The organism is Streptomyces himalayensis subsp. himalayensis (assembly GCF_013778455.1).
In the GTDB taxonomy this organism is placed as follows: Bacteria; Actinomycetota; Actinomycetes; order Streptomycetales; family Streptomycetaceae; genus Streptomyces; species Streptomyces himalayensis.
Genome location: NZ_JACEHE010000010.1, coordinates 43,859 through 62,027 on the forward strand (window position 1 = coordinate 43,859; position 18,169 = coordinate 62,027).

At 71.3% G+C, this 18,169-nt stretch carries 20 protein-coding genes; 8 read left to right on the forward strand and 12 right to left on the reverse strand.

Going from position 1 to position 18,169, the window contains the following annotated elements; all coding sequences use genetic code 11:
• Together H1D24_RS17780 and H1D24_RS17785 are read left to right on the forward strand one after the other, a co-directional pair.
• Window positions 1-465 (forward strand): hypothetical protein, encoded by a 465-nt coding sequence (locus H1D24_RS17780; protein WP_181658581.1) that lies wholly within the window; start codon window positions 1-3, stop codon window positions 463-465.
• The gene (locus H1D24_RS17785; RefSeq protein ID WP_181658582.1) at window positions 462-1,640 is read left to right on the forward strand and encodes a hypothetical protein; all 1,179 of its coding nucleotides are present in this window, start codon (window positions 462-464) and stop codon (window positions 1,638-1,640) included. Before H1D24_RS17780 ends, H1D24_RS17785 begins: the two co-directional genes overlap by 4 nt.
• A 233-nt stretch (window positions 1,641-1,873) precedes the next feature.
• Here H1D24_RS17785 and H1D24_RS17790 read toward each other — a convergent pair whose 3' ends face one another.
• The 10 genes from H1D24_RS17790 to H1D24_RS17835 all read right to left on the reverse strand — a co-directional run bounded on the left by H1D24_RS17790 (window position 1,874) and on the right by H1D24_RS17835 (window position 9,174).
• Window positions 1,874-2,194: an ArsR/SmtB family transcription factor gene (locus H1D24_RS17790; RefSeq protein ID WP_181658583.1), complete on the reverse strand. Its 321-nt coding sequence runs from the start codon at window positions 2,192-2,194 to the stop codon at window positions 1,874-1,876.
• A 65-nt stretch (window positions 2,195-2,259) separates the two neighbouring features.
• Complete coding sequence (locus tag H1D24_RS17795) at window positions 2,260-2,562, reverse strand: hypothetical protein (protein ID WP_181658584.1); 303 nt, start codon at window positions 2,560-2,562, stop codon at window positions 2,260-2,262.
• 159 nt (window positions 2,563-2,721) lie between these two features.
• Window positions 2,722-3,099: an ArsR/SmtB family transcription factor gene (locus H1D24_RS17800; protein WP_374064255.1), complete on the reverse strand. Its 378-nt coding sequence runs from the start codon at window positions 3,097-3,099 to the stop codon at window positions 2,722-2,724.
• A complete protein-coding gene (locus H1D24_RS17805; RefSeq protein ID WP_181658585.1) occupies window positions 3,086-3,493 on the reverse strand; it encodes a (2Fe-2S) ferredoxin domain-containing protein in 408 nt (135 codons plus the stop codon). The genes H1D24_RS17800 and H1D24_RS17805 overlap by 14 nt, the downstream gene beginning before the upstream one ends.
• The gene (locus H1D24_RS43595; protein WP_181658586.1) at window positions 3,490-4,557 is read right to left on the reverse strand and encodes a WD40 repeat domain-containing protein; all 1,068 of its coding nucleotides are present in this window, start codon (window positions 4,555-4,557) and stop codon (window positions 3,490-3,492) included. The genes H1D24_RS17805 and H1D24_RS43595 overlap by 4 nt, the downstream gene beginning before the upstream one ends.
• Entirely contained in the window at window positions 4,554-5,570 is a 1,017-nt protein-coding gene (locus H1D24_RS17815; protein WP_181658587.1) for a CobW family GTP-binding protein, read from the reverse strand. The genes H1D24_RS43595 and H1D24_RS17815 overlap by 4 nt, the downstream gene beginning before the upstream one ends.
• Before the next feature lie 9 nt (window positions 5,571-5,579).
• Window positions 5,580-5,801 (reverse strand): hypothetical protein, encoded by a 222-nt coding sequence (locus H1D24_RS17820; protein ID WP_309484360.1) that lies wholly within the window; start codon window positions 5,799-5,801, stop codon window positions 5,580-5,582.
• 8 nt (window positions 5,802-5,809) lie between these two features.
• A complete protein-coding gene (locus tag H1D24_RS17825) occupies window positions 5,810-6,280 on the reverse strand; it encodes a Fur family transcriptional regulator (protein ID WP_181658588.1) in 471 nt (156 codons plus the stop codon).
• Between the two features lie 281 nt (window positions 6,281-6,561).
• Window positions 6,562-8,850, reverse strand: a complete 2,289-nt coding sequence (locus H1D24_RS17830) for a heavy metal translocating P-type ATPase (RefSeq protein WP_181658589.1) — start codon at window positions 8,848-8,850, stop codon at window positions 6,562-6,564.
• Between the two features lie 12 nt (window positions 8,851-8,862).
• Window positions 8,863-9,174 (reverse strand): DUF1490 family protein, encoded by a 312-nt coding sequence (locus H1D24_RS17835; RefSeq protein WP_181658590.1) that lies wholly within the window; start codon window positions 9,172-9,174, stop codon window positions 8,863-8,865.
• A 213-nt stretch (window positions 9,175-9,387) separates the two neighbouring features.
• On the opposite strand from H1D24_RS17835, the gene H1D24_RS17840 reads away from it, so the two are divergent.
• The 6 genes from H1D24_RS17840 (at window position 9,388) to H1D24_RS17865 (ending at window position 16,620) form a co-directional block, all read left to right on the forward strand.
• Window positions 9,388-10,158, forward strand: coding sequence for a choice-of-anchor M domain-containing protein (locus H1D24_RS17840; protein ID WP_181658591.1), 771 nt, complete (start codon window positions 9,388-9,390; stop codon window positions 10,156-10,158).
• Complete coding sequence (locus tag H1D24_RS17845) at window positions 10,158-11,828, forward strand: choice-of-anchor M domain-containing protein (protein ID WP_181658592.1); 1,671 nt, start codon at window positions 10,158-10,160, stop codon at window positions 11,826-11,828. Before H1D24_RS17840 ends, H1D24_RS17845 begins: the two co-directional genes overlap by 1 nt.
• 86 nt (window positions 11,829-11,914) lie before the next feature.
• Window positions 11,915-13,447, forward strand: coding sequence for an anchored repeat ABC transporter, substrate-binding protein (locus H1D24_RS17850; RefSeq protein WP_181658593.1), 1,533 nt, complete (start codon window positions 11,915-11,917; stop codon window positions 13,445-13,447).
• Between the two features lie 8 nt (window positions 13,448-13,455).
• Window positions 13,456-15,000 carry a TIGR03773 family transporter-associated surface protein gene (locus H1D24_RS17855; RefSeq protein ID WP_181658594.1) on the forward strand — a complete coding sequence of 515 codons (1,545 nt, stop codon included), beginning with the start codon at window positions 13,456-13,458 and terminating at the stop codon, window positions 14,998-15,000.
• The gene (locus H1D24_RS17860; RefSeq protein WP_181658595.1) at window positions 14,993-15,742 is read left to right on the forward strand and encodes an anchored repeat-type ABC transporter ATP-binding subunit; all 750 of its coding nucleotides are present in this window, start codon (window positions 14,993-14,995) and stop codon (window positions 15,740-15,742) included. Before H1D24_RS17855 ends, H1D24_RS17860 begins: the two co-directional genes overlap by 8 nt.
• On the forward strand, window positions 15,739-16,620 hold the full coding sequence (locus tag H1D24_RS17865; protein ID WP_181658596.1) for an anchored repeat-type ABC transporter permease subunit: 882 nt from the start codon (window positions 15,739-15,741) through the stop codon (window positions 16,618-16,620). Before H1D24_RS17860 ends, H1D24_RS17865 begins: the two co-directional genes overlap by 4 nt.
• An 872-nt stretch (window positions 16,621-17,492) precedes the next feature.
• On the opposite strand, the gene H1D24_RS42450 is transcribed toward H1D24_RS17865, so the two are convergent.
• Together H1D24_RS42450 and H1D24_RS42455 are read right to left on the reverse strand one after the other, a co-directional pair.
• Window positions 17,493-17,627: a hypothetical protein gene (locus H1D24_RS42450; protein ID WP_258564143.1), complete on the reverse strand. Its 135-nt coding sequence runs from the start codon at window positions 17,625-17,627 to the stop codon at window positions 17,493-17,495.
• Window positions 17,624-17,803, reverse strand: coding sequence for a hypothetical protein (locus tag H1D24_RS42455; RefSeq protein WP_258564144.1), 180 nt, complete (start codon window positions 17,801-17,803; stop codon window positions 17,624-17,626). The genes H1D24_RS42450 and H1D24_RS42455 overlap by 4 nt, the downstream gene beginning before the upstream one ends.
• Window positions 17,804-18,169: the final 366 nt, after the last annotated feature.

Here is an 18,169-nt window from a genome sequence, read left to right on the forward strand (position 1 = left end):
ATGCACTTCCGTACCATTCGGCGCACGGCTGCGGGCCTGGTCCTGGTCCTGCTGCCGCTGCTGGCGGTCGCCTCGTGCGGCGAGGAACCGAAGAAGCACTTCCCGGGCGCCTTCCCGGGTACGCACACCGATGTGAGCGCGGCCCAGGCGTTCCATGACTTCGGCCTCGATGTGCCGACGTCGGCGAAGGTCGTCGGGTACTACGCGTGGTCCCAGGACGACACGTACCCGATGGCGGCCGTGCTACGGATGCCCTGTTCCGCGGTGCCCGGTTTCGTCTCGGGCAGCGGACTGCGCAAGGCCTCCTCCCGGGAGGGAGCGATCGCCGGTGTCCAGGTCTTCGCAAGGGACCATGGCTGGACCGACGACGACAAGGACGAGCGCTACCTTCGGGACCGGGACCGGCCGGTGGGTGTCGTGACCCATCGGACGGGGACGGAATGCAAGGTGTACCTGCACACGTGATGGACGTGCGGGTACTCGTGGACGTGGTGGTGGTCGCGTCGGTCGTCCCGGCCCTCGCGATCACCCCGCGTGTCCTGGTCCGCCGCCCCGACCCGGTCGGGGCGGCGGACCGCCGCGTCTTCTCGCCGGCCGCCTGGCTGGCGCTGGTGACCGGCCTGATCTACGTCAACCAGGTGCTGTTCACCGTCTATGTGCTCCGCGTGCACGACGGGGACCCGTCGTTCGTCGCGCGATATCTGCCCGCCGGATGGTTCGACCTGGCGTCGGCGCATCCCGTCCTGCGCGACCTGGCGGAGCACTTCCCGGCGCCGGGGCTTCTTGCGCCGAGCGTGCTGCGGATCCAGGCCTTCCTGGAACTCCCCTTCGTGCTGCTGTCGTTCGCGACGGTGGTGCGCTGGCTGGACGCTGATCTGTACCGCCGGATCGCGCGGTCGGCCCTGCTGCCACTGGCCTCGGTGTCGTACACGACCGTGTTCTGTCTGGTCGAATGGGATCTGCGCAATCCGTACACCGTGGACGACGTGGTGATCCGTGCCGTCTCGGCCGTCGTCACCCCGCTGCTGCTCGCCTCTATGGCAGCGCGCGACACGGGTACGACCCGGGTGCCGGCCTCGGTGCCGGGCCTGCTGGTGTTCACCGGCTCGCTGGGGGCGCTGGGCGCGCTGGTGCTGGTCGTCTACGACACCGCTCTGCTGTACAACCTGGGCCGCCTCGACGACCGCCTGCCGCTCGCCCTGGCTGCCGCGGCAGCTCTCCTCGTGCTGCGTGCGGCCGCTTCCCGGCTGCCGGCCCGGTCTGCGCCCACACTATCCTTCGTGGTGCACGCCGTGCGCCACTGGCTGCTGCTGTTCTTCATACCGGCCCTGGCGATCCGCTACGGCCTGCTGTTCGGCACGCCACGACTGGCCCTGTCGGCGGGCGCCCTGACGGCCGCGGTGGCCTGCGTGCGCGCCGCCCGTGAGATGCCGACCGGTGCCGAGCAGCGCCCCCGCGCCGCTCTCCACCTGACGGCCCGCATAGGTTGCGCGGTCCTCGCGGGAGCCGCCGGCGCTGCCCTGGCGCTCCGGGTGACCCCACCGTCGTACAAGGAGGTCGCCCTGCTGTCGGCCATGGGCGCCTTCCTGGTGACGGCTGTCGCGGTGTGCGGCCTCCTCGACCGAAGCCGGAGGGAGTGAGCCGATGACCGCCGGGTGGGCGGACCCCGTCGCACGGCGGCGTTCCCCGGACGGCGGGACAACGGCGGGGCCGTCGGAGCGCTGCTCTGCGTCGCTATGGCGGCCGTCTCGGCGCTGGTGTGGCCGTGACCTTGCTGTCGCAGCTGCCGACAGCCACTCTTTCGGCTTCATGCAGGGCATGTGGGGCAGCGACGGCCGCGGCCCAGCGAGCATCGTGCCGTGACGGCGCCGGACTACTCCTGTGCGTGCCGGATGGCGTCCAGCACGATGTGGGCGATGTGTTCGTCGGTGAGGCCGTACTGGATCTCGCGGGCCTGGCGTCTGGTCGTCACGATCCGGGAGTTGCGCAGTACCCGCAGGTGCTGCGAGACCAGCGGCTGGCTCACCCCGAGGACGGCGACCAGTTCGTGGACGTACTTTCCGCCCTCGGACAGCTCGCGCACGATGCCGAGGCGGACGGGGGAGGCCAGCGCCTTCAGCAGGTCACTGGCGGCCTCCAGGGCGCGTATCGGTTCGTCCGCCGGAGTTGTCGACGGGGGAGGTGTCGTTGTCACATGCATACATTAGCAAGTGACAATGATTTCCGGTTCGGGCTCGTGTCGCCGGATGCGGATCCGGGTCAGTGATCGTCCCAGTGGTCGTCGTGTGCGGCGTGACGGTGGCCGTCGTGCACGTAGTCCACGTGGTCCTCGTGCGGCACGGCCACGTGGCCGCAGCCCTCGCCGTGCTGGTGGTCGTGGCCCTCATGGGTGGTGTGGCCGGCGCTCGCGCACTCGTCGACGTGGCCGCCGTGGGCCTTGTGGATGTGCCCGTCGTGCGCGTAGTCGGTGTGGTCGCCGTGCGGGATGGCGACGTGGCCGCAGCCCTCGCCGTGGGTGTGCGTGTGGCCGTCGTGCGTGCGGTGCTCGGTGGCGGTGGTCATGCGGTGCTCCTCGTGGTGCTCTCCGGTTGCTTGCGGCTCGCGCTCCGCAGGCTTTGCGTGGCCACATTAACATATGGCAATTCACGCATGTGTTGCCCGAAGTCCACCCGCTTTAGGCGCAGTTGGATCCCGTGGGTCGGTCCGGTCGTCGGCTGGACGTCAGCCGGGGTCCCGCACGTCGAGCCGCAGGTGTTCGATGTGGTGGACGGCCTGGTCGAGGAGCTGTGCCACGTGGTCGTCGTAGAGGCGGTAGACGATACGGCGGCCGTCGCGCCGCCCGGTGACCAGGCCCAGGGCGCGCAGCAGTCGCAACTGGTGGGAGACCGCGGACTGCTCCATCCCCACAGTGGTGGCGAGTTCGGTGACCGAGTGCGCGGACTGGCGAAGGGCGGTGAGGATCAGCAGTCGGGAGGGTGTGGCCAGCGCCTGGAGAGTGGCGGCGACCGAGACGGCGGTTGACTCGTCGAGGTGGGCGGCCGCGATGACGTCGCGGCCGCCCACGGCGTCGCCGGGGGGCACCGGCTCACCGGCGTGCACGGAGCCGTGCCTCGCGTGGTGGGCGGATGAACTGCAGTTCCAGTGCCGTGGGGGCCTTCGCCATCCCGGGACCGCCGTCGGCGGCCCAGCGCAGGACGTCGTCCGTGCAGTCGTCGTCCATGGCGAAGCCGATCCAGGTCGCCCGTCCGCCGGCCTGGCGTCCGGCGGCGGAGGGCTGGACGACGATGACGTTGGCCTGGTCGCAGGGGCCGAGGCAGTCCGTCGTACGGACCTGGAAGCCGTGCTCGGCCGCTGCGGCGCGCAGCCGGTCCAGCTGCCAGGCGTGGTCGGTGCCGGGGTGCTTGCGCGGGTTGCCGCAGCAGCAGCCCCGGCAGACGACGAGCGTGCAGGGGCGTGCGCGCGCCGCGCCGACGGTCACCGTACGCGGGCTCACAGGGCGGTCCTGGAAGGCACCCCGTAAGCCCGGACCCGGCCGTCCCGGTAGGCGGCGATCAGCAGGTGCGGTCCGGCCCAGGCCAGCGCCGCGACTCCCGCGCCGTCCCCGGTCAACTCCCGTGCAGGGCTCAGGCGTTGCTGCGGACGTCCCGCGGTCGCGTACCACAGCGCCACCGTGCCGTCGGCGCCGCCGCTGGCCAGGTGGCCTCCGTTGCCCGGCCGCCAGGCCAGCGCGGTGACCGTCTCGTGGCAGCGCAGGGAGCGCGGTGCGGTGCCTGCCGGGCCCTTGCCGGAGAAGTCCCACACCGTCACGTCCGGTGCGCCGTCGGCGGCCAGCCAGAACCCGGTGTCGTCGAAGGCGAGGCGGGAGACCTTCTCGGGGTAGCCGGACATGGTCAGTTCGCTGCCGTCCCGGGTACGCCAGATATGGATCGAGGCGTCCTGGTTGCCGCTGCAGATCCACTTCCCGGTGGGTGCGACGGCGAGCGCGAGGTGCGAGCCGACATAGGGGTACGTCACCACCGGCTTCGGAGTGTGCCGCTCGTGCCCGTGCACGGCGCCGTAAGCGGCCACCGCGAGCCGCCGCCCCTGCCGCATCCAGGCAAGGTCGGTGACGGTGGACGCGGCGGGATCCGTACGCCACAACTCCTCACCGTCCGCGTCCAGGACGAGGGTACGGCGCCCTGAGGCCACGGCGACCCTCCCCCAGCCTCGGCTTCGCTCGGCCGGGGGGACCCCCACGGGATCCGCCCACGCCGCGGCAGCCGACCAGGCGCCGGACTCCCGTACTGTCGTACGGCCGTCCTTGCGCCGCCACAGCGCGTACCCCATCGGACCGGTGGCCGCCAAGTGTCCGGCGTCCGGGGCGAGTTCGACGCTCAGTGCCCCGCTGGGCAGTTCGAGGGCGCCCATCTCGGCCCCCATCGCCGCGTCCAGTACCCGGACCGTGCCCTCGGCACCCGCCACGGCCACCAGATCGCCGCGCGCGCTCAGGGCGACGGGCGCGTCGTCGACGGTGATGTCCCACGCGACGGTGAGGCCGGAGTCGACCGTGGTGCTCACGCCACCGCCCCCGCCGTGGCCAGGCACGCGGCGAAGTCGCGCTCCAGTGCCTGCCGGTCGAGGTTCCGGCCGATGAACACGAGCCGGTTGCGCCGCTCCTCGCCGTCCCGCCAGTCCCGCCCGAACTGCCCGTCCAGCAGCATGTGCACGCCCTGGAAGACGTACTGCTTCGGGGCCCCGGCGAGAGCGAGGATGCCCTTGGAACGGAAGATGTCGACGCCCTTGGTGCGCAGCAGGGTGCCGAGCCAGGCGTTGAGCTTGTTCTCGTCGAGCTCGCCGGGCAGGTCGATGCCGACCGAGGTGACGGTGGTGTCGTGCTGGTGCTCGGTCTCGGTGAGGAAGGACGGGTCGTCGGCGAGGACGCGCTCAAGGTCGAACGCGCCGACGTCCAGCACCTGCTGGAGGTCGATCTCGGCGTGCTGGGCGGGGATGATGCGTACGCCGGAGTTGATGGTCCGGACGCGGCGGACCACCTCCCCGAGGGTTTCCTCGTCCGCGAGGTCGGTCTTGTTGAGCACCAGGCGGTCGGCGAAGGCGATCTGCTCGACGGCCTCGTTCTCCACGCCCTCCGGCTTGACCTCGTCGAGGTGCTGGAGCACGTGGGCGGCGTCGACCAGGGTGACGATGGCGTCCAGGCGCAGCTGGGCGGCGATCTCGTCGTCCATGAAGAAGGTCTGCGCAACGGGTGCCGGGTCTGCGAGCCCGGTGGTCTCGATGAGGATGTGGTCGAACTTCTCCCGCCGGCGCATCAGCGCGCCGAGGATGCGGATGAGATCCCCGCGCACGGTGCAGCAGATGCAGCCGTTGTTCATCTCGAAGATCTCTTCCTCGGCGTCGAGGACGAGCGCGTCGTCGATGCCGACCTCACCGAACTCGTTCTCGATGACGGCGATCCTGAGGCCGTGGTTCTCAGTGAGGATGCGGTTGAGGAGGGTCGTCTTGCCCGAGCCGAGGAAACCGGTCAGGACGGTGACGGGAACTCGTTCGTCACGAGGTTCCGGTGTGGTGGTCAATTCGGGCTCCTAGTGGTCCTGATGGTTGGCCTGGTCGGGGGCGAGCAGGGCGTGCCGCAGGTCGTCCTCGGTGATCCGGTCGGCGGGCTGGTGCAGGGTCCAGCGGCGGGCCGCGCCGTCCATAGGCAGGACGGCGACGATGGTCTCCACCGGTGGGCAGCCGGGCTCGGTGCAGGCGAGTTGCCGGACCATGACGGCGGTGTCGTCGTCGAGACAGAGCAGGGTGCGCACGGTCTGCTTCAGCTCGCGCAGCTGCGGGCTCGGCCCGGGCTGTCCTGGTGTTCGGGCTCCCAACGGCACGGCGGCACTCCCTCTCGGTCTTCGGTGGTGTGGCAGTCGGTGCACAGGCCGGTGAGTTCGACGGTGTGCTCCACGGCGGCGAACCCGGTGTCGGCGGCGATCCGGTCGGCCCACTGCTCGACGACCTCGGAGTCAACCGGCCGGCTGCTGCCGCAGGCGCGGCAGATCAGGTAGTGGCGGTGGCCGTCGGCGGGCCGCCGACGGTAGAGCCGTCCGCCCGCCTCGTCGCGTACGACGTCCACACCGCCCTCCGCCTCCAGGTCACGCAGTGCGCGGTAGACGGTGGTCAGGCCGATCGATTGGGCGTCGGCGACCAGCAGGGCGTGCAACTCCTGGGCGGACACGAAGTCCTGGCAGCCCGCGAGCGCACTCAGGACCGACTTCCGCTGCCGGGTCGTCCGGCCACCCACGACAGATCACCCCTTCAGCGCTCGCTGGAACGTCACGTGCAAGGCTAAATGAAAATGAAATCCATAGCCACATGAACGATAGCTCATGTGTGTGTGGGTGTGCGAGACCGAGGTGGGGTGTGCGAGACAAGGTGGGTGGAGGCGCCGGCCGCACGGTCGGCGGCACAGAGGGGTCCGGCACGGTCGGCGGCACAGAGGGGTCCGGTGCGGGGGAGCAGGTGCCGGAGCGCGTGCAGTTCGTCCTGTGTGTCGGGGATCGCCGGGCCGGCGGCGTGGGGGGATCAGTGCACGCGCCGCTCCTCCAGTGGTGCGGCGCGCAGTCGTGCGGCGGTGTCGCTCGGCAGGTGCGGGGTGTGGCCCACGAGTCGGGCGGAGTTGGCGACCACGGCGATGCTGCTGGTGTTGTGGAGCAGGGCGGCCAGGACGGGGTTGATGGAGCCGCCGGCGCCTGCGATGAGGCCGGCGAGGTTCACGCCGATGGAGAGTGTGTAGTTCTGCCGTACGACGCGCAGGGTGTGCCGGCTGAGTTCGACGACGGCTGCGACTTGGCGCAGGTCGTTTCCGGCCAGGGCGATGTCGGCGGTCTCCAGGGCGACGTGGGAGGAGTGGGCGCCCATGACGATGCCGACGTCCGCGAGGGCCAACGCAGGTGCGTCGTTGGTGCCGTCGCCGACCATCGCCACGCTGTGGCCTTCTGCCTGGAGGTCGCGGATCAGCTGGAGTTTGGCCTCGGGCAGTGCGTGGGCGTGGACCTCGGTGATGCCGAGGGTGTCGGCCACGGCCTGGGCGGTCTCGGGTGCGTCGCCGGTCAGCAGCACGATGCGGGTCACCCCGAGGTCCGTCAACTGGCGGACGACGGTGTCGGCTCCACCGCGTACGGCGTCGGACAGGCCGAGCATGCCGATCAGCTTGTCGTCGTGGGCGAGGCAGATGACGGTCTCGCCGGCGGCGCGCAGTCGGCTCGTCCAGTCCTGGGCGACCTCGGACAGTTCCAGGCCGTGGCGGCGCAGCAGGGCGGGGCTGCCCACCAGCAGGCGGCTGCCGTCGAGTTCGGCGCGTACGCCCATGCCGAGGACGACCTCGCAGGCTTGGTGGATCGGGATGTGCAGGTGCTGTTCCTCGGTGCGCCGGACGATGGCTTCGGCGAGCGGGTGCCGGGCGTGCAACTCGCCGGAGGCCGCCAGGCTCAGCACCTCGTCGGCGGTGACCGCCTCGTCGAGCGTGACCACGCTGGTCACCAGGGGGCGGCCGAGCGTGAGGGTGCCGGTCTTGTCGAAGACCACGGCGGTGACGCGGCCGATCCCTTCCAGGTGGGTGCCACCCTTGATGAGGGTGCCCCTGCGGGCACCGTTGCCGATGGCCGCGCTGATCGCGGTCGGGGTTGCCAGGCCCGCGGCGCACGGGCAGGCGATCAACAGCATCGTCATCGCCCGCCGGGCGTCCCGGGTCAGCACGTACGTGATCCCCGCGAGGGTGAAGGAGACGGGTACGAAGCGGCGGGTGAAGGCGGCGGCGACGGTCTGGATCGGGGCCCGGTCGGCCTGCGCCTCCTCGACCCGGGTGATGATCCGCCCGACGACCGTGTCCTGCCCGACCGAGGTGGCCCGTACGGTCAGGGAGCCGGTGGAGACGAGGGTGCCCGCGTACACCTCGCTGCCGGGTTGCACGTACACCGGGAGCGCCTCGCCGGTGATGGCCGCCTGGTCGACCAGTGCCTCGCCGGACTCGGCGGTGCCGTCGACGGGGATGCGGTGGTGTTCGTATACCGCGACCAGGTCCCCGGCCCTGACCTCCGCGAGGTCGACCTCCACCTCCACGCCGTCGCGGACCAGCCAGACCCGCTCCTCGCCGATGGAGAGCAGCTCCTCGATCGCGCGCCGGGTCCGCCGCAGGGTGATGGCCTGCAGGAATTCACCGATGTTGAGCAGCCACAGCACCATCAGCGCGACCACGTTCTCGCGAAGCACGAGCGAGATCACGGTCGCCGTCGTCACCAGCAGATCGGTGCCCGCGTGGCGTCGGCCGCCGAGGGTGCGTGCGGCGCCGCGGAAGAACGGCAGTCCGGTGAAGACGGTTACCGCGCCGAGCAAGCTGGTTGAGCCCGCCGGGGCCCAAGGGGGCCGGCCGAGCAGTCGCCGCAGTCCCACCAGGGCGAGCACCGCACCGCCGATCACCAGCCGCGCGACCTCGCCGGTGGAGGAGTCGGGCACTGACCGGCTGGCCCTGGCGGGGACCTCCGGCGGCGGAGCCTCGGCGAGGGCGGCGACCAGCCGGTCCACGTCGACCAGGTCGGGCTGCATCCAGACGATCACGGTGCCGGTACGCGGGAAGATACGCAGCGCCCTGAACCCCGGCATCTCCAGGAACCGCTCATCGACGATCCCGGCGCAGCCGGGCCGCGCCCGCAACCAGGGCACCATCAGCCGTACGCGGCCTGCGGCGGCGGATCGCACCTCCACCCCGGAGCGGGAGCCGGGTGCGGGGGATACCGGGTCGGGAGCGGGAGCGGGAACGGCGGCGGAGCCGGAACCGGGCGCCGGGACGTCGCCGGATGCGGACGTGCCGGACATGGCGACCGCCTCTCAGTGCTCGTGGTCGTGGGCCTGTCCCTCGACACCGACCGCCGAGGGCGGCGGCGCCTCTTCACCCAGCTGCTCCCGGGCCTCCGCCATGAGGTCGCCTGCCTTCAGCCGGGCCTCCTCGGCGGCTTCCCCGAGCCGGCGCCCCGTCGTGATGCCGCCGGCGATGCCGTTGACCAGAAGTCGGCGGGCCACGGGTTTCGCCTTGGGTGCGGCCTTGGCGGCTCCCCGTAGAACCAGTGCTCCGGCGGTTCCGGACAGGGCGTAGTGCGTGATGCGGCCCATGACCGCACCCGCGAAAGCGGCGGGATGCATCGTGGCCTCCTTCCGCGGAGCGGATTCATCCGACTTTGGCGCGGTAAATCCATTCTCGCCCCACAGGGGATGTCGCGCACCAGTCGTAGCGCGCCGGGCCGAGACGACAGAGTCACCCACGAGTCACAGCAATCCCATTGCCTCCTCTTTTGAAAATGATTATCGTCTTATTCGTGCCGGGGGGCATGGACATGACGTAGAGGGGGGTCTCCTTTGCGTATCCGCAACCGCCTGTTGACCGTCGCCGGTGTCGCCGCCGGCGCGCCGGCCCCGGCGGGGCACAACCCCACGCAGCGTTCCGAGACCGAGACCTACACCTTCGTACCTAGGGAGATCACCTTGCGTACTCTTGCCCGCGCTCTGACCGTCTCCGGTTCCCTCGCCGCGGCAGTCGCGCTCGGCGGCCTCGCGGCCACGCCGGCGCTCGCCGCCACCACGCTGTCCAGCGGCCACGTCGACGTGCTCGACGCCGACTGGGACGGTTCCGCCCTGAGCCTGCACGTCCATGACGAGGAGACCGACACCGAGTACGACCCGGCCGACGTGACGCTGTCGGTGCCCGCGGCCGCGAAGGTGGCCAACCCGGGCTACGGCTTCCTCGGCACCGGCAGCCAGGTCTGGCTGCTGCCCGACACCGAGGCCGAGGCCGACGCGGCCGGGGTGCTCTTCCCGGGCATCTCCACAGAGCACCTCACCACGGGGGTCTTCGCCAACAACAACGTCACCTACCGGCTGCTCAGCGCGACCCGTAACGGTGCCGCCACCGAGGACTTCAGCATCTACGCGGGCAGCGGCAGCCGCTGGTTCGACAGTGACACCAGCACGACCAGCTTCAAGTCCAGAACCTTCGCCGTCGGCACGCACAACCACGCCAACTGGGCCTTCGAGGAGGCCGGCACCTACCAGCTGACCTTCCGGGTCCAGGGCACAGTCAGCGGCGTCACCCAGTCGGACACCGCGGTCTACACGGTCGTCGTTTCGTGATGCGGGCCCTGACGCGCGGCGGACGCGCCTTCACCGCCGCGGCCCTGGCCGCGGCGACCGCGGTGCTCGTGGGCGCGGCAGGGCTCGTCGCCGGCGGCAGCGGGGACGCCCGCGCCGCCGGCGGTGCCGTCGTCCTGGACGAGGGCGAGCTCGATTTCACGCCCCGACTGGCCGACGGAAAGCTGGAGTTGCAGATCGACGACCGCACTGGCGACACGACGGTCGTGCGCGAGCCGTCCCAGGTCGTGCTGCACGCCCCGGCGTCCTCCCTGCAGTACACCCCGGATCCGGTGGCCACGGCACTCGGCACGACGAACATGGACTCCTGGCAGCTCAACGGCTGGGAGGCGGAGAACATCTTCGCGCCCGAACCGGGCTGGAACGGCTCCGAGGCGGGCGGGGACATCGAGGTCTCCCTGTCCGGGTACGACGGACCCGACATCTTCGGCATGGCCGCATACACCCGCGAGACCGACAGCGTGAACGGTCCGGCGACCGCCTATCTCGGCAGCGCGGAGTCCGTCCAGCGCACCTTCACCCTGTCCGGCGACGAGGAACGGCTGCTGCCCATCTGGCAGTTCACCGCGGAGGGCGTCTACCGGCTCACCTTCACCGTGACGAGCGGCGGCTCATCGGACACCGAGACGCTGGCCGTGGTCGTCGGCGACGACGTCGACCCGGCCGGCGTCCTGCCCGGTGACGGCTCCACTCCGACGGCTTCCCCGACGGATGCGCCTACCGGCTCGGCGACCGCAAGCCCGTCGCCCACCGTCCCGGCGGCGCACGTCATCGCCGAGGGCCACGTCGACCTGGCGGCCCGTCCGACAGACGGCGACCTGGAGTTCCAGCTCAAGGAGGGCACCGAGCTCAACCACGAGTGGTACGAGCCGGGCGAGATCGTCATGCACGTACGGCCCGCCGCCAAACGGAAGATCCCGGAGGGGTACGAATTCCTCGGCACCCCGGGCGACGCGGTGTGGTGGCTGCCGCTGCAGCAGAACGCCGGCATCGTGTGGCCGGGCTGGAACACCACGGAGTACGCCAAGGCCGACCTCGACGGCCGTGTCTCCTTCCGGCTGGACTCCGTGCAGGGCCCCGGCAACTTCGCGATGTTCTACAACGACGCGATGGGCGTCCCGGTCGTCTCGCTCAACAGCGGTGACGGTCTGCCAGACACCCATACCCTCGGTGGGGGCACGCACAGTCACTTCGACTGGGTCTTCAGCGCCGAGGGCGTCTACCGCACCACCTTCACGGTCAGCGCGACTCTCGCCGACGGCACGAAGGTCAGCGACACGGAGACCATCGCCTGGGTGGTCGGGGACGACACGGACCCGTCGACCGTGACGCCGGGTGAGGGGGACGAGCCGACGGCGACGCCGACGGCCACCCCGTCGGAGTCGGCCTCGCAGACGCCTACCGTGACCCCCTCGGTGTCCGCGTCCGGCTCGGCGAGCGCCTCGGCCCCGGCAACCGACCCGGGCACTGCCTCCTCCGGATCCGGCGGAACCTCGTCGACCGGCGGCAGCGGTGGCAGCGGCACCTCGACGGCCGGCGGGCTCGCCTCCACCGGTGCGCAGGTCGCGGTGATCGCGGGCGTTGCCGTGGTCGCCCTGCTCGTGGGCGGCGGAGCGGTGTTCTTCGTGCGAAGTCGCCGTACCGCTCAGTGAAGGCTCCGCGTACGACGGACCGGCGCCTGGCAGCGACCCGGTCCGTCGTACGCGGCATCGTCGTGTTGAAGACAAGGAGGAGCCCCATGTGGGGCCACCCCAGACGCACCACCACCGCCGTCGCGCTCGTCGCGGCCAGTGCCTTGCTCTCCGGGTGCAGTGGGCTGCAAACCGGGTCATCCGACGCGGAGTTGACCGTGTCGACGACCACCGCGATCATCGCCGACCTCGTCGAGCAGGTCGGCGGCGACCGCCTCGACGTGACATCGATCGTGCCGCACCACGGCGACCCGCACTCCTACGAGCCGAGCCCCGGTGACGCGGCCAAGGTCGCCAAGGCCGATGTCGTGTTCAGTAATGGTCTGCTGCTCGAAGAGCCCGGGATCATGAAGATGGTCCACACCAACGCCCGTAAGCCCGCCCCCAAGATCGAGATCGTCGAGAAGCTGGAGCAGTACGGCGGCACGGTCATCAAGCTGGAGGAGGACCTCGGGCTGAACGTGCTGTGGCTCGGCTGGGCCGTCGAGGGCAAGGTCGAAGGAGACGGCTCCCAGGTCCGTACGACCGCCACGAAGCTGGAAGGACCCGGCGAGCTGCGCGTGTATCTCACCGACACACTCGGCAAGCCCAAGGTGTACATCGACTCAGCCGACGGCCTCGACGACGCCGACTCCTTCACCCTGCCTCCCGAGGCGCACACCCACGTCAATTGGGCGTTCAGCGAGCCAGGTACCTACCGACTGTCCGTCGAGGGAAGCGCCGAGACCCTCGACGGGAAGACAGAAGAGATCGGCAGCGGCACCTTCACCTTCACCGTCGGCGACGACGCCGAGGCGCCCGAGGGGGCGAAAGTGCTCGACGGCGGGCACGCCGACGTCGCGCTCAACGCCGAGACCGGGAAGGTGTACGTCCGCGCCGACGACGACAAGAGCGGCGAGCCTGCGCGGCTCCCGGCCGACGACGTGGTTCTGAACGTTCCCGACCGGGCCAAGGAGGCAGTACCGAAGGAGGAGCCGTACTCCTTCCTCGGCGAGGCGGGCGACGAGCTGTGGGTGCTGCCGCAGGCCGTGATCGGCAAGCACGTGCACGGCGACATGGACCCGCACGCATGGGCGGACGTCGCCAACGCGGCGGCGTACGTCCGGCGGATCGAGGCCGAGCTGATCAAGGCCGACCCGGACGGGAAGGCGACGTACGAGAAGAACGCCGCCGCGTACCTGAAGACGCTCGGCGCCCTCGACGAGGAGGTCGCCAAGAAGCTCGCCACCGTGCCGGAGGAGAACCGGAAGCTGATCACCACACACGACGCCTTCGGGTATCTCGCCAAGGCGTACGGCATGGAGGTCGCGGGCTTCGTCGTGCCCGTGCCGAATCAGGAGCCGAGCGCGGCCGAGGTGGAGGAACTCGGCGACACCATCCGGGAGAAGCAGGTCCCGTCGGTGTTTCTGGAGCCGAACCTCGCGGCGCGCGCCGACGTGCTGCGCCGGGTCGCCGAGGACCAGGGGGTCGGGATCTGCACGATCTACGGCGACTCGTTCGACGACAAGGTCCACGACTACGTATCGATGATGCGGCACAACGCGACCGAGCTCGCCAAGTGCCTGGGGAAGGAGGCCTGATGAGGGGCATGCGGAGAGTTCAGCGGGTCGCCGTGGCGGTGGTGCTCGCGGCCACCCTGGCGGGGGGCGGGGTCGCCGTCGCGGACGACGGTACGGCGCGGGCGGCAGGGCCCGGACTCGGCCGGATCGCCTACGCGGATGGGGCGCTGACCCTGGATCCGGCGGACGGCACCCATGTCATCGAGGTCGGCGACGCCGACGTGGCACACGCCTCGGCGCCCGGGTGGGACACCACCGGCGTATCCGAGGGCGCGGTGGCCGGGGACGCCGTGCGGTGGTCGCTGACCGGGCTCGACGGGCCGGGTGACCTCAAGGTGTACTCGGCCGAGGACGAGGAGGGGAGCGGCGGCGCCAAGGACGCGCTGCTGTTCGACAGCGCGGACGACCTGCCCGACGCACACGAGCTGCCGGTGGGCCACGAGGGCGAAACGCGCTGGGAGTTCAGCGAGGACGGCACGTACCAAGTCATCTTCACCGCCGAGGCCACCGCCGCAGACGGGCGGGAGCTGTCCGTCGGGACCGTGTACACGGTGGTGGTCGGGGACACGACGGCGGACGGGGAGGACACGGGAACCGAGGAGCCGGTCGCCGAGGAGCCCCCCACCGGGGAAACAGCCGAGAAGGCGCAGACCCCGACGGCGGCCGGGAAGGCCGTGACGGAGGTGGCCGAGGCCGAGCGGCGCACCGCCCTGGCCGCCACCACGGCCTCCACCGACGTCGTGTCCGAAAGGAAGGTCCTCGACGAGGGCCACGTCGACTTCGCCGCCCGCGTCGTCGACGACAAGCTGCAGATCCACATCAAGGACGGCACGGTCTCGGGGAAGACCACCTGGCGCGCACCCTCCTCCGTGGTCCTGCACGTCAAGCCCGCTGCGAAGAACACCCTCCCGGCGGGCGACGAGTTCGCGTTCCTCGGAAAGGGCGGCGACCCGGTGTGGCTGCTCGACCAGGTGCAGCAGGAGGGGCTGCTGTGGCCCGGCTGGTCGACGGACAACATCGAGGCGGGGAAGACCAAGGGGGGCGTGGAATTCTCGCTGACCGCGGTCGAGGGTCCGGGCGCCTACGCGCTCTACACGTACGACGCGATGTCGGGCGCGAACGTGCTGGTCAACAGCAAGGACGGGGTGCCGGACTCCTTCGCCGTGCCCGCAAGCACGCACGCGCACGGCGGATGGGCGTTCACCAAGCAGGGGACGTACCGGCTGACCTTCAAGATGAGCGGCACGCTGGCCAACGGCACGAAGGTCTCCGACACGGAGACGGTGACGTTCGTGGTCGGCGACACCGACCCCGGCACGGTGACGCCGGGCGACGGCTCCGGCAAGGGCACTTCCGGAACAGCCGGGTCCTCTGGGACGTCCGGGTCTTCGGAAACGTCAGGCTCCGGATCCGGCTCCACGGACGGCTCTTCGACGGGCGGCTCCGGCGACGGCTCCATGGCCTCCACGGGCGCAGGTCAGGCGGTACTCCTGGGCTCGGCGGCGGCCGCGCTCACCGCCGTGGGCGCTGTGGCCTTCCTGGCCGCCCGGCGCAGGAGGACCGCGCATGGCTGACAGAGCGGAGCCGCTGCTGCGGGTCACCGGCGCGACCGTCGTACTCGGCGGACGTACCGCCCTGGAGAAGGCCGATCTCTCCGTCGGCGCGGGCGAACTGGTCGGCCTCATCGGCCCGAACGGCGCCGGGAAGACCACCCTTTTGCGCGCCGTCCTCGGCCTCGTGCCCCTGGCCGCGGGGGCGGTGACCGTGGAGGGACGGACCGGGCGCCGGGCCGGGCGGCTCATCGGGTACGTGCCACAACGGCATGAGTTCGCCTGGGACTTCCCCATCGACATCGCGGGTGCGGTCCTCACCGGCCGCACCCGGCAGATGGGCTGGCTGCGCCGCCCGGGCGCGGCGGACCGGGCTGCTGTGGAGCAGGCGCTGGAGCTGACCGGACTCACCGATCTACGCCGGCGCCCGATCGGGGAGCTGTCCGGCGGCCAGCGGCAGCGGGTCCTGGTGGCCCGCGCCCTGGCCGCCGGCCCGCGCATCCTGCTCCTCGACGAGCCGTTCACCGGCGTCGACGTACCCACGCAGGAGCTGTTGAACGAGCTGTTCGGCCGGCTGGCCGCGGAAGGTATGGCGCTGCTGATGACCACCCACGACCTGGCGGCCGCCGCCCGCACCTGCCACCGGGTGGCGCTGATCAACCGCACGGTCGTCGCCGAGGGCGGCCCCGAACTCCTGGCCGACCCCGACCAGATGCTGCGGGCGTTCGGCCTCGACCGTGCGATCGGCACGGTGACCGTGTCATGAGTGACCTGATCGCCTTCTTCACCGATCCCTGGCAACTGCCCTTCATGCAAAGGGCCTTCGCCGTCGCCGCGGTCGTCGGCCTGGTCTGTGGCGTCGTCGGCGTGTACGTCGTGCTGCGCGGCATGGCGTTCATCGGCGACGCGGTTGCCCACTCGGCGTTCCCGGGCGTCGCGCTCGCCTACGCCTTCGAGGGCAACCTCCTCCTCGGCGGCGCCGCGGCCGGCATCACCACGGCGGTGCTGATCGCCTTCGTCTCCCAGAACCGGCGGCTGAAGGAGGACACCGTCATCGGCGTCTTCTTCGCCTTCGCCTTCGGACTGGGCATCGTCCTGGTCTCCACCAGGGACAGCTGGACGACAGACCTGTCATCCTTCCTGTTCGGCCAGGTGCTCGCGGTCAGCGCCTCGGACGTGTGGACCGTGGCCGCCATCGGTGCCGTACTCGTGCTCGTGGTCCTGGCGATCGGTAAGGAACTGGTCGCCGTGAGCCTGGACCGCGAGACGGCACGCGCCGCGGGGCTGCCGGTCTTCCGCCTCGACCTGGCGCTCTACGTCGTCGTCACCACGACGATCGTGATGTCCCTGGAAGCGGTCGGCAACATCCTCGTCCTCGCCCTGCTCATCACCCCCGCCGCCACCGCCCGCATGCTCACCGAACGGCTGTGGGCGATGACCCTGCTGGCCTCACTCATCGGCTGCGCGGGAAGCGTCGCAGGCCTGTACGTCTCGTACGCCTACGACCTCGCCGCGGGCGGCTCCGTGGTCGTGGTCCTCACGAGCCTGTTCGCCCTCACCTGGTGCCTGGCACCCCGGCACGGGCTCCTGGCGAAGCTTGTCCGGCGCCCGGACGGCGCCGCCCCCCTGCCCGCCGGACGGTGACACTCCGACGGTCGGCCCCACCGCACCACGGGGCCGGCCGTCGCGTTCACCGGACGCGAGTGCCGTGGACGGTGCTTCGCCCAACGGGTGGCCACCACGACGTAACTGTTGCCGTACTGCCAGACCGGACCGGCATGCGTGAACCCGGCCTGCCGCAGCAGCCGTACGTGCGCGGACAGGGGCAGGCCCGCGCCGGTTCCCGTATTCGTGCCGTTCCGTGGCTGTGGCGGCGGCGCTCGGCGAGGAGGTCGGCCAGCTCCGGCTCGTGGGCCACAGCTGTCCACCAGGAGTGCCAGTCATCATGGGCGAATGCCTGCTGCCGCTCGGCCCAGCGCTGTCCGATGTGGTCGGCGACCACGGTCGACCGTCGGCGTCGTCCCCACACCGGGCGCGGACGCCATGACGGCTTGGCTGTGGGCATGGACCGGTTCGGGGCCACGCGAGCAGCTGGGATACGGGATGAGTCGACCACTGAGCCTGCGTCGTGGTGATTGTGGCGGGGAGGCGCCTGCGAGGACGGCGGCTCAGCGGGGTCATGCCGGGCGAAGTTCGTGGAGGCGGCCCTTGGGCGGGACGGCGTGCCCGCTGCCGTTACGACTCCGAGGCACGCAACGGACGTACGGCCAGCAGGCGAGGCGGAGGGCGGCGGCCTTGGTGCAGGCCCTCCGCCAGCCAGACGGCCAGGGGCTTCGGCCTGCGTGGGATCCATGAAGCGGCCCGAAGGCCGGCGCGGGTCCGAGCGGCGTACGGTCCCGGGCGCACGGCTGGACGACCACGCGGTGGCCCGCGCGCGGCACCTGGTTGCCGTCGTGGTGCGGACGATGCAGGTGCCGGCCCAGGCAGCCGGTGGCGACCAGCAGCCCGCACGGCGCCTACCGAGTCGCGCCGCGCAGCGCTTTGAGGACGCTGCCATCCGCCGCGCCGCAGCCGCCCTCGGCCCGGCAGACCGCGGCCGTGAAGCCCTCGGCGGCCTCCAGGGCGGCGGTGTGATGCGGCCCCCGGGTCATGTCACGGCCGTCCCGGTGAGGATCCGTACGTCCAGGTCCGTCACCGCGTCCGCCTCCAACGCGGCGGTGAAGTGGGCGCGGACGCGTTCCACCGCGTCGGGCGCGAGCCCGTTCAGCAGGGCGCGGGTGCCGCTGCCCACGGCCAGGTCCCAGGCGGTTGCGGGGGTCAGCGGCACGGCGAGATCCCGGCGGACGACCCGGGGATCGCTCAGCCCGAGGCTCTCCAGCCAGGCGGCGAGCGCGTCGGCGGTGTCGATCCGGGCCAGTTGGTCCGACTGCGACGACCCCGGCCATTCCCGCTCGGTCTCGACCGCGCCCTTGAACGCCTGCCCCCAACCGCCGAGCGCCCCCTACTTCCACCGCGTCGACCAGTCCGCCAGGGCCGACCGCGCGGGCCGCGGGGAGCGCCGACGCTCCGGCCCCGCAGCAGGCGTCGAACGCCCGCTCGCCGACGGCAGGAGCCGACACATCCACCGTGGCCTGCCCGACACGGTCCCACAGCAGCGGCGACCAACTGTGGAACTCCTCGGCACCCGCGCTGA

Coding starts and splice junctions, on each gene's coding strand:
- H1D24_RS17835 (WP_181658590.1), bottom strand. CDS start 9,174: ATGCATCCCGCCGCTTTCGCGGGTGCGGTCATGGGCCGCATCACGCAC.
- H1D24_RS17845 (WP_181658592.1), top strand. CDS start 10,158: ATGCGGGCCCTGACGCGCGGCGGACGCGCCTTCACCGCCGCGGCCCTG.
- H1D24_RS17860 (WP_181658595.1), top strand. CDS start 14,993: ATGGCTGACAGAGCGGAGCCGCTGCTGCGGGTCACCGGCGCGACCGTC.
- H1D24_RS17865 (WP_181658596.1), top strand. CDS start 15,739: ATGAGTGACCTGATCGCCTTCTTCACCGATCCCTGGCAACTGCCCTTC.
- H1D24_RS17780 (WP_181658581.1), top strand. CDS start 1: ATGCACTTCCGTACCATTCGGCGCACGGCTGCGGGCCTGGTCCTGGTC.
- H1D24_RS17850 (WP_181658593.1), top strand. CDS start 11,915: ATGTGGGGCCACCCCAGACGCACCACCACCGCCGTCGCGCTCGTCGCG.
- H1D24_RS17830 (WP_181658589.1), bottom strand. CDS start 8,850: ATGTCCGGCACGTCCGCATCCGGCGACGTCCCGGCGCCCGGTTCCGGC.
- H1D24_RS17855 (WP_181658594.1), top strand. CDS start 13,456: ATGCGGAGAGTTCAGCGGGTCGCCGTGGCGGTGGTGCTCGCGGCCACC.
- H1D24_RS42450 (WP_258564143.1), bottom strand. CDS start 17,627: ATGACCCGGGGGCCGCATCACACCGCCGCCCTGGAGGCCGCCGAGGGC.
- H1D24_RS17795 (WP_181658584.1), bottom strand. CDS start 2,562: ATGACCACCGCCACCGAGCACCGCACGCACGACGGCCACACGCACACC.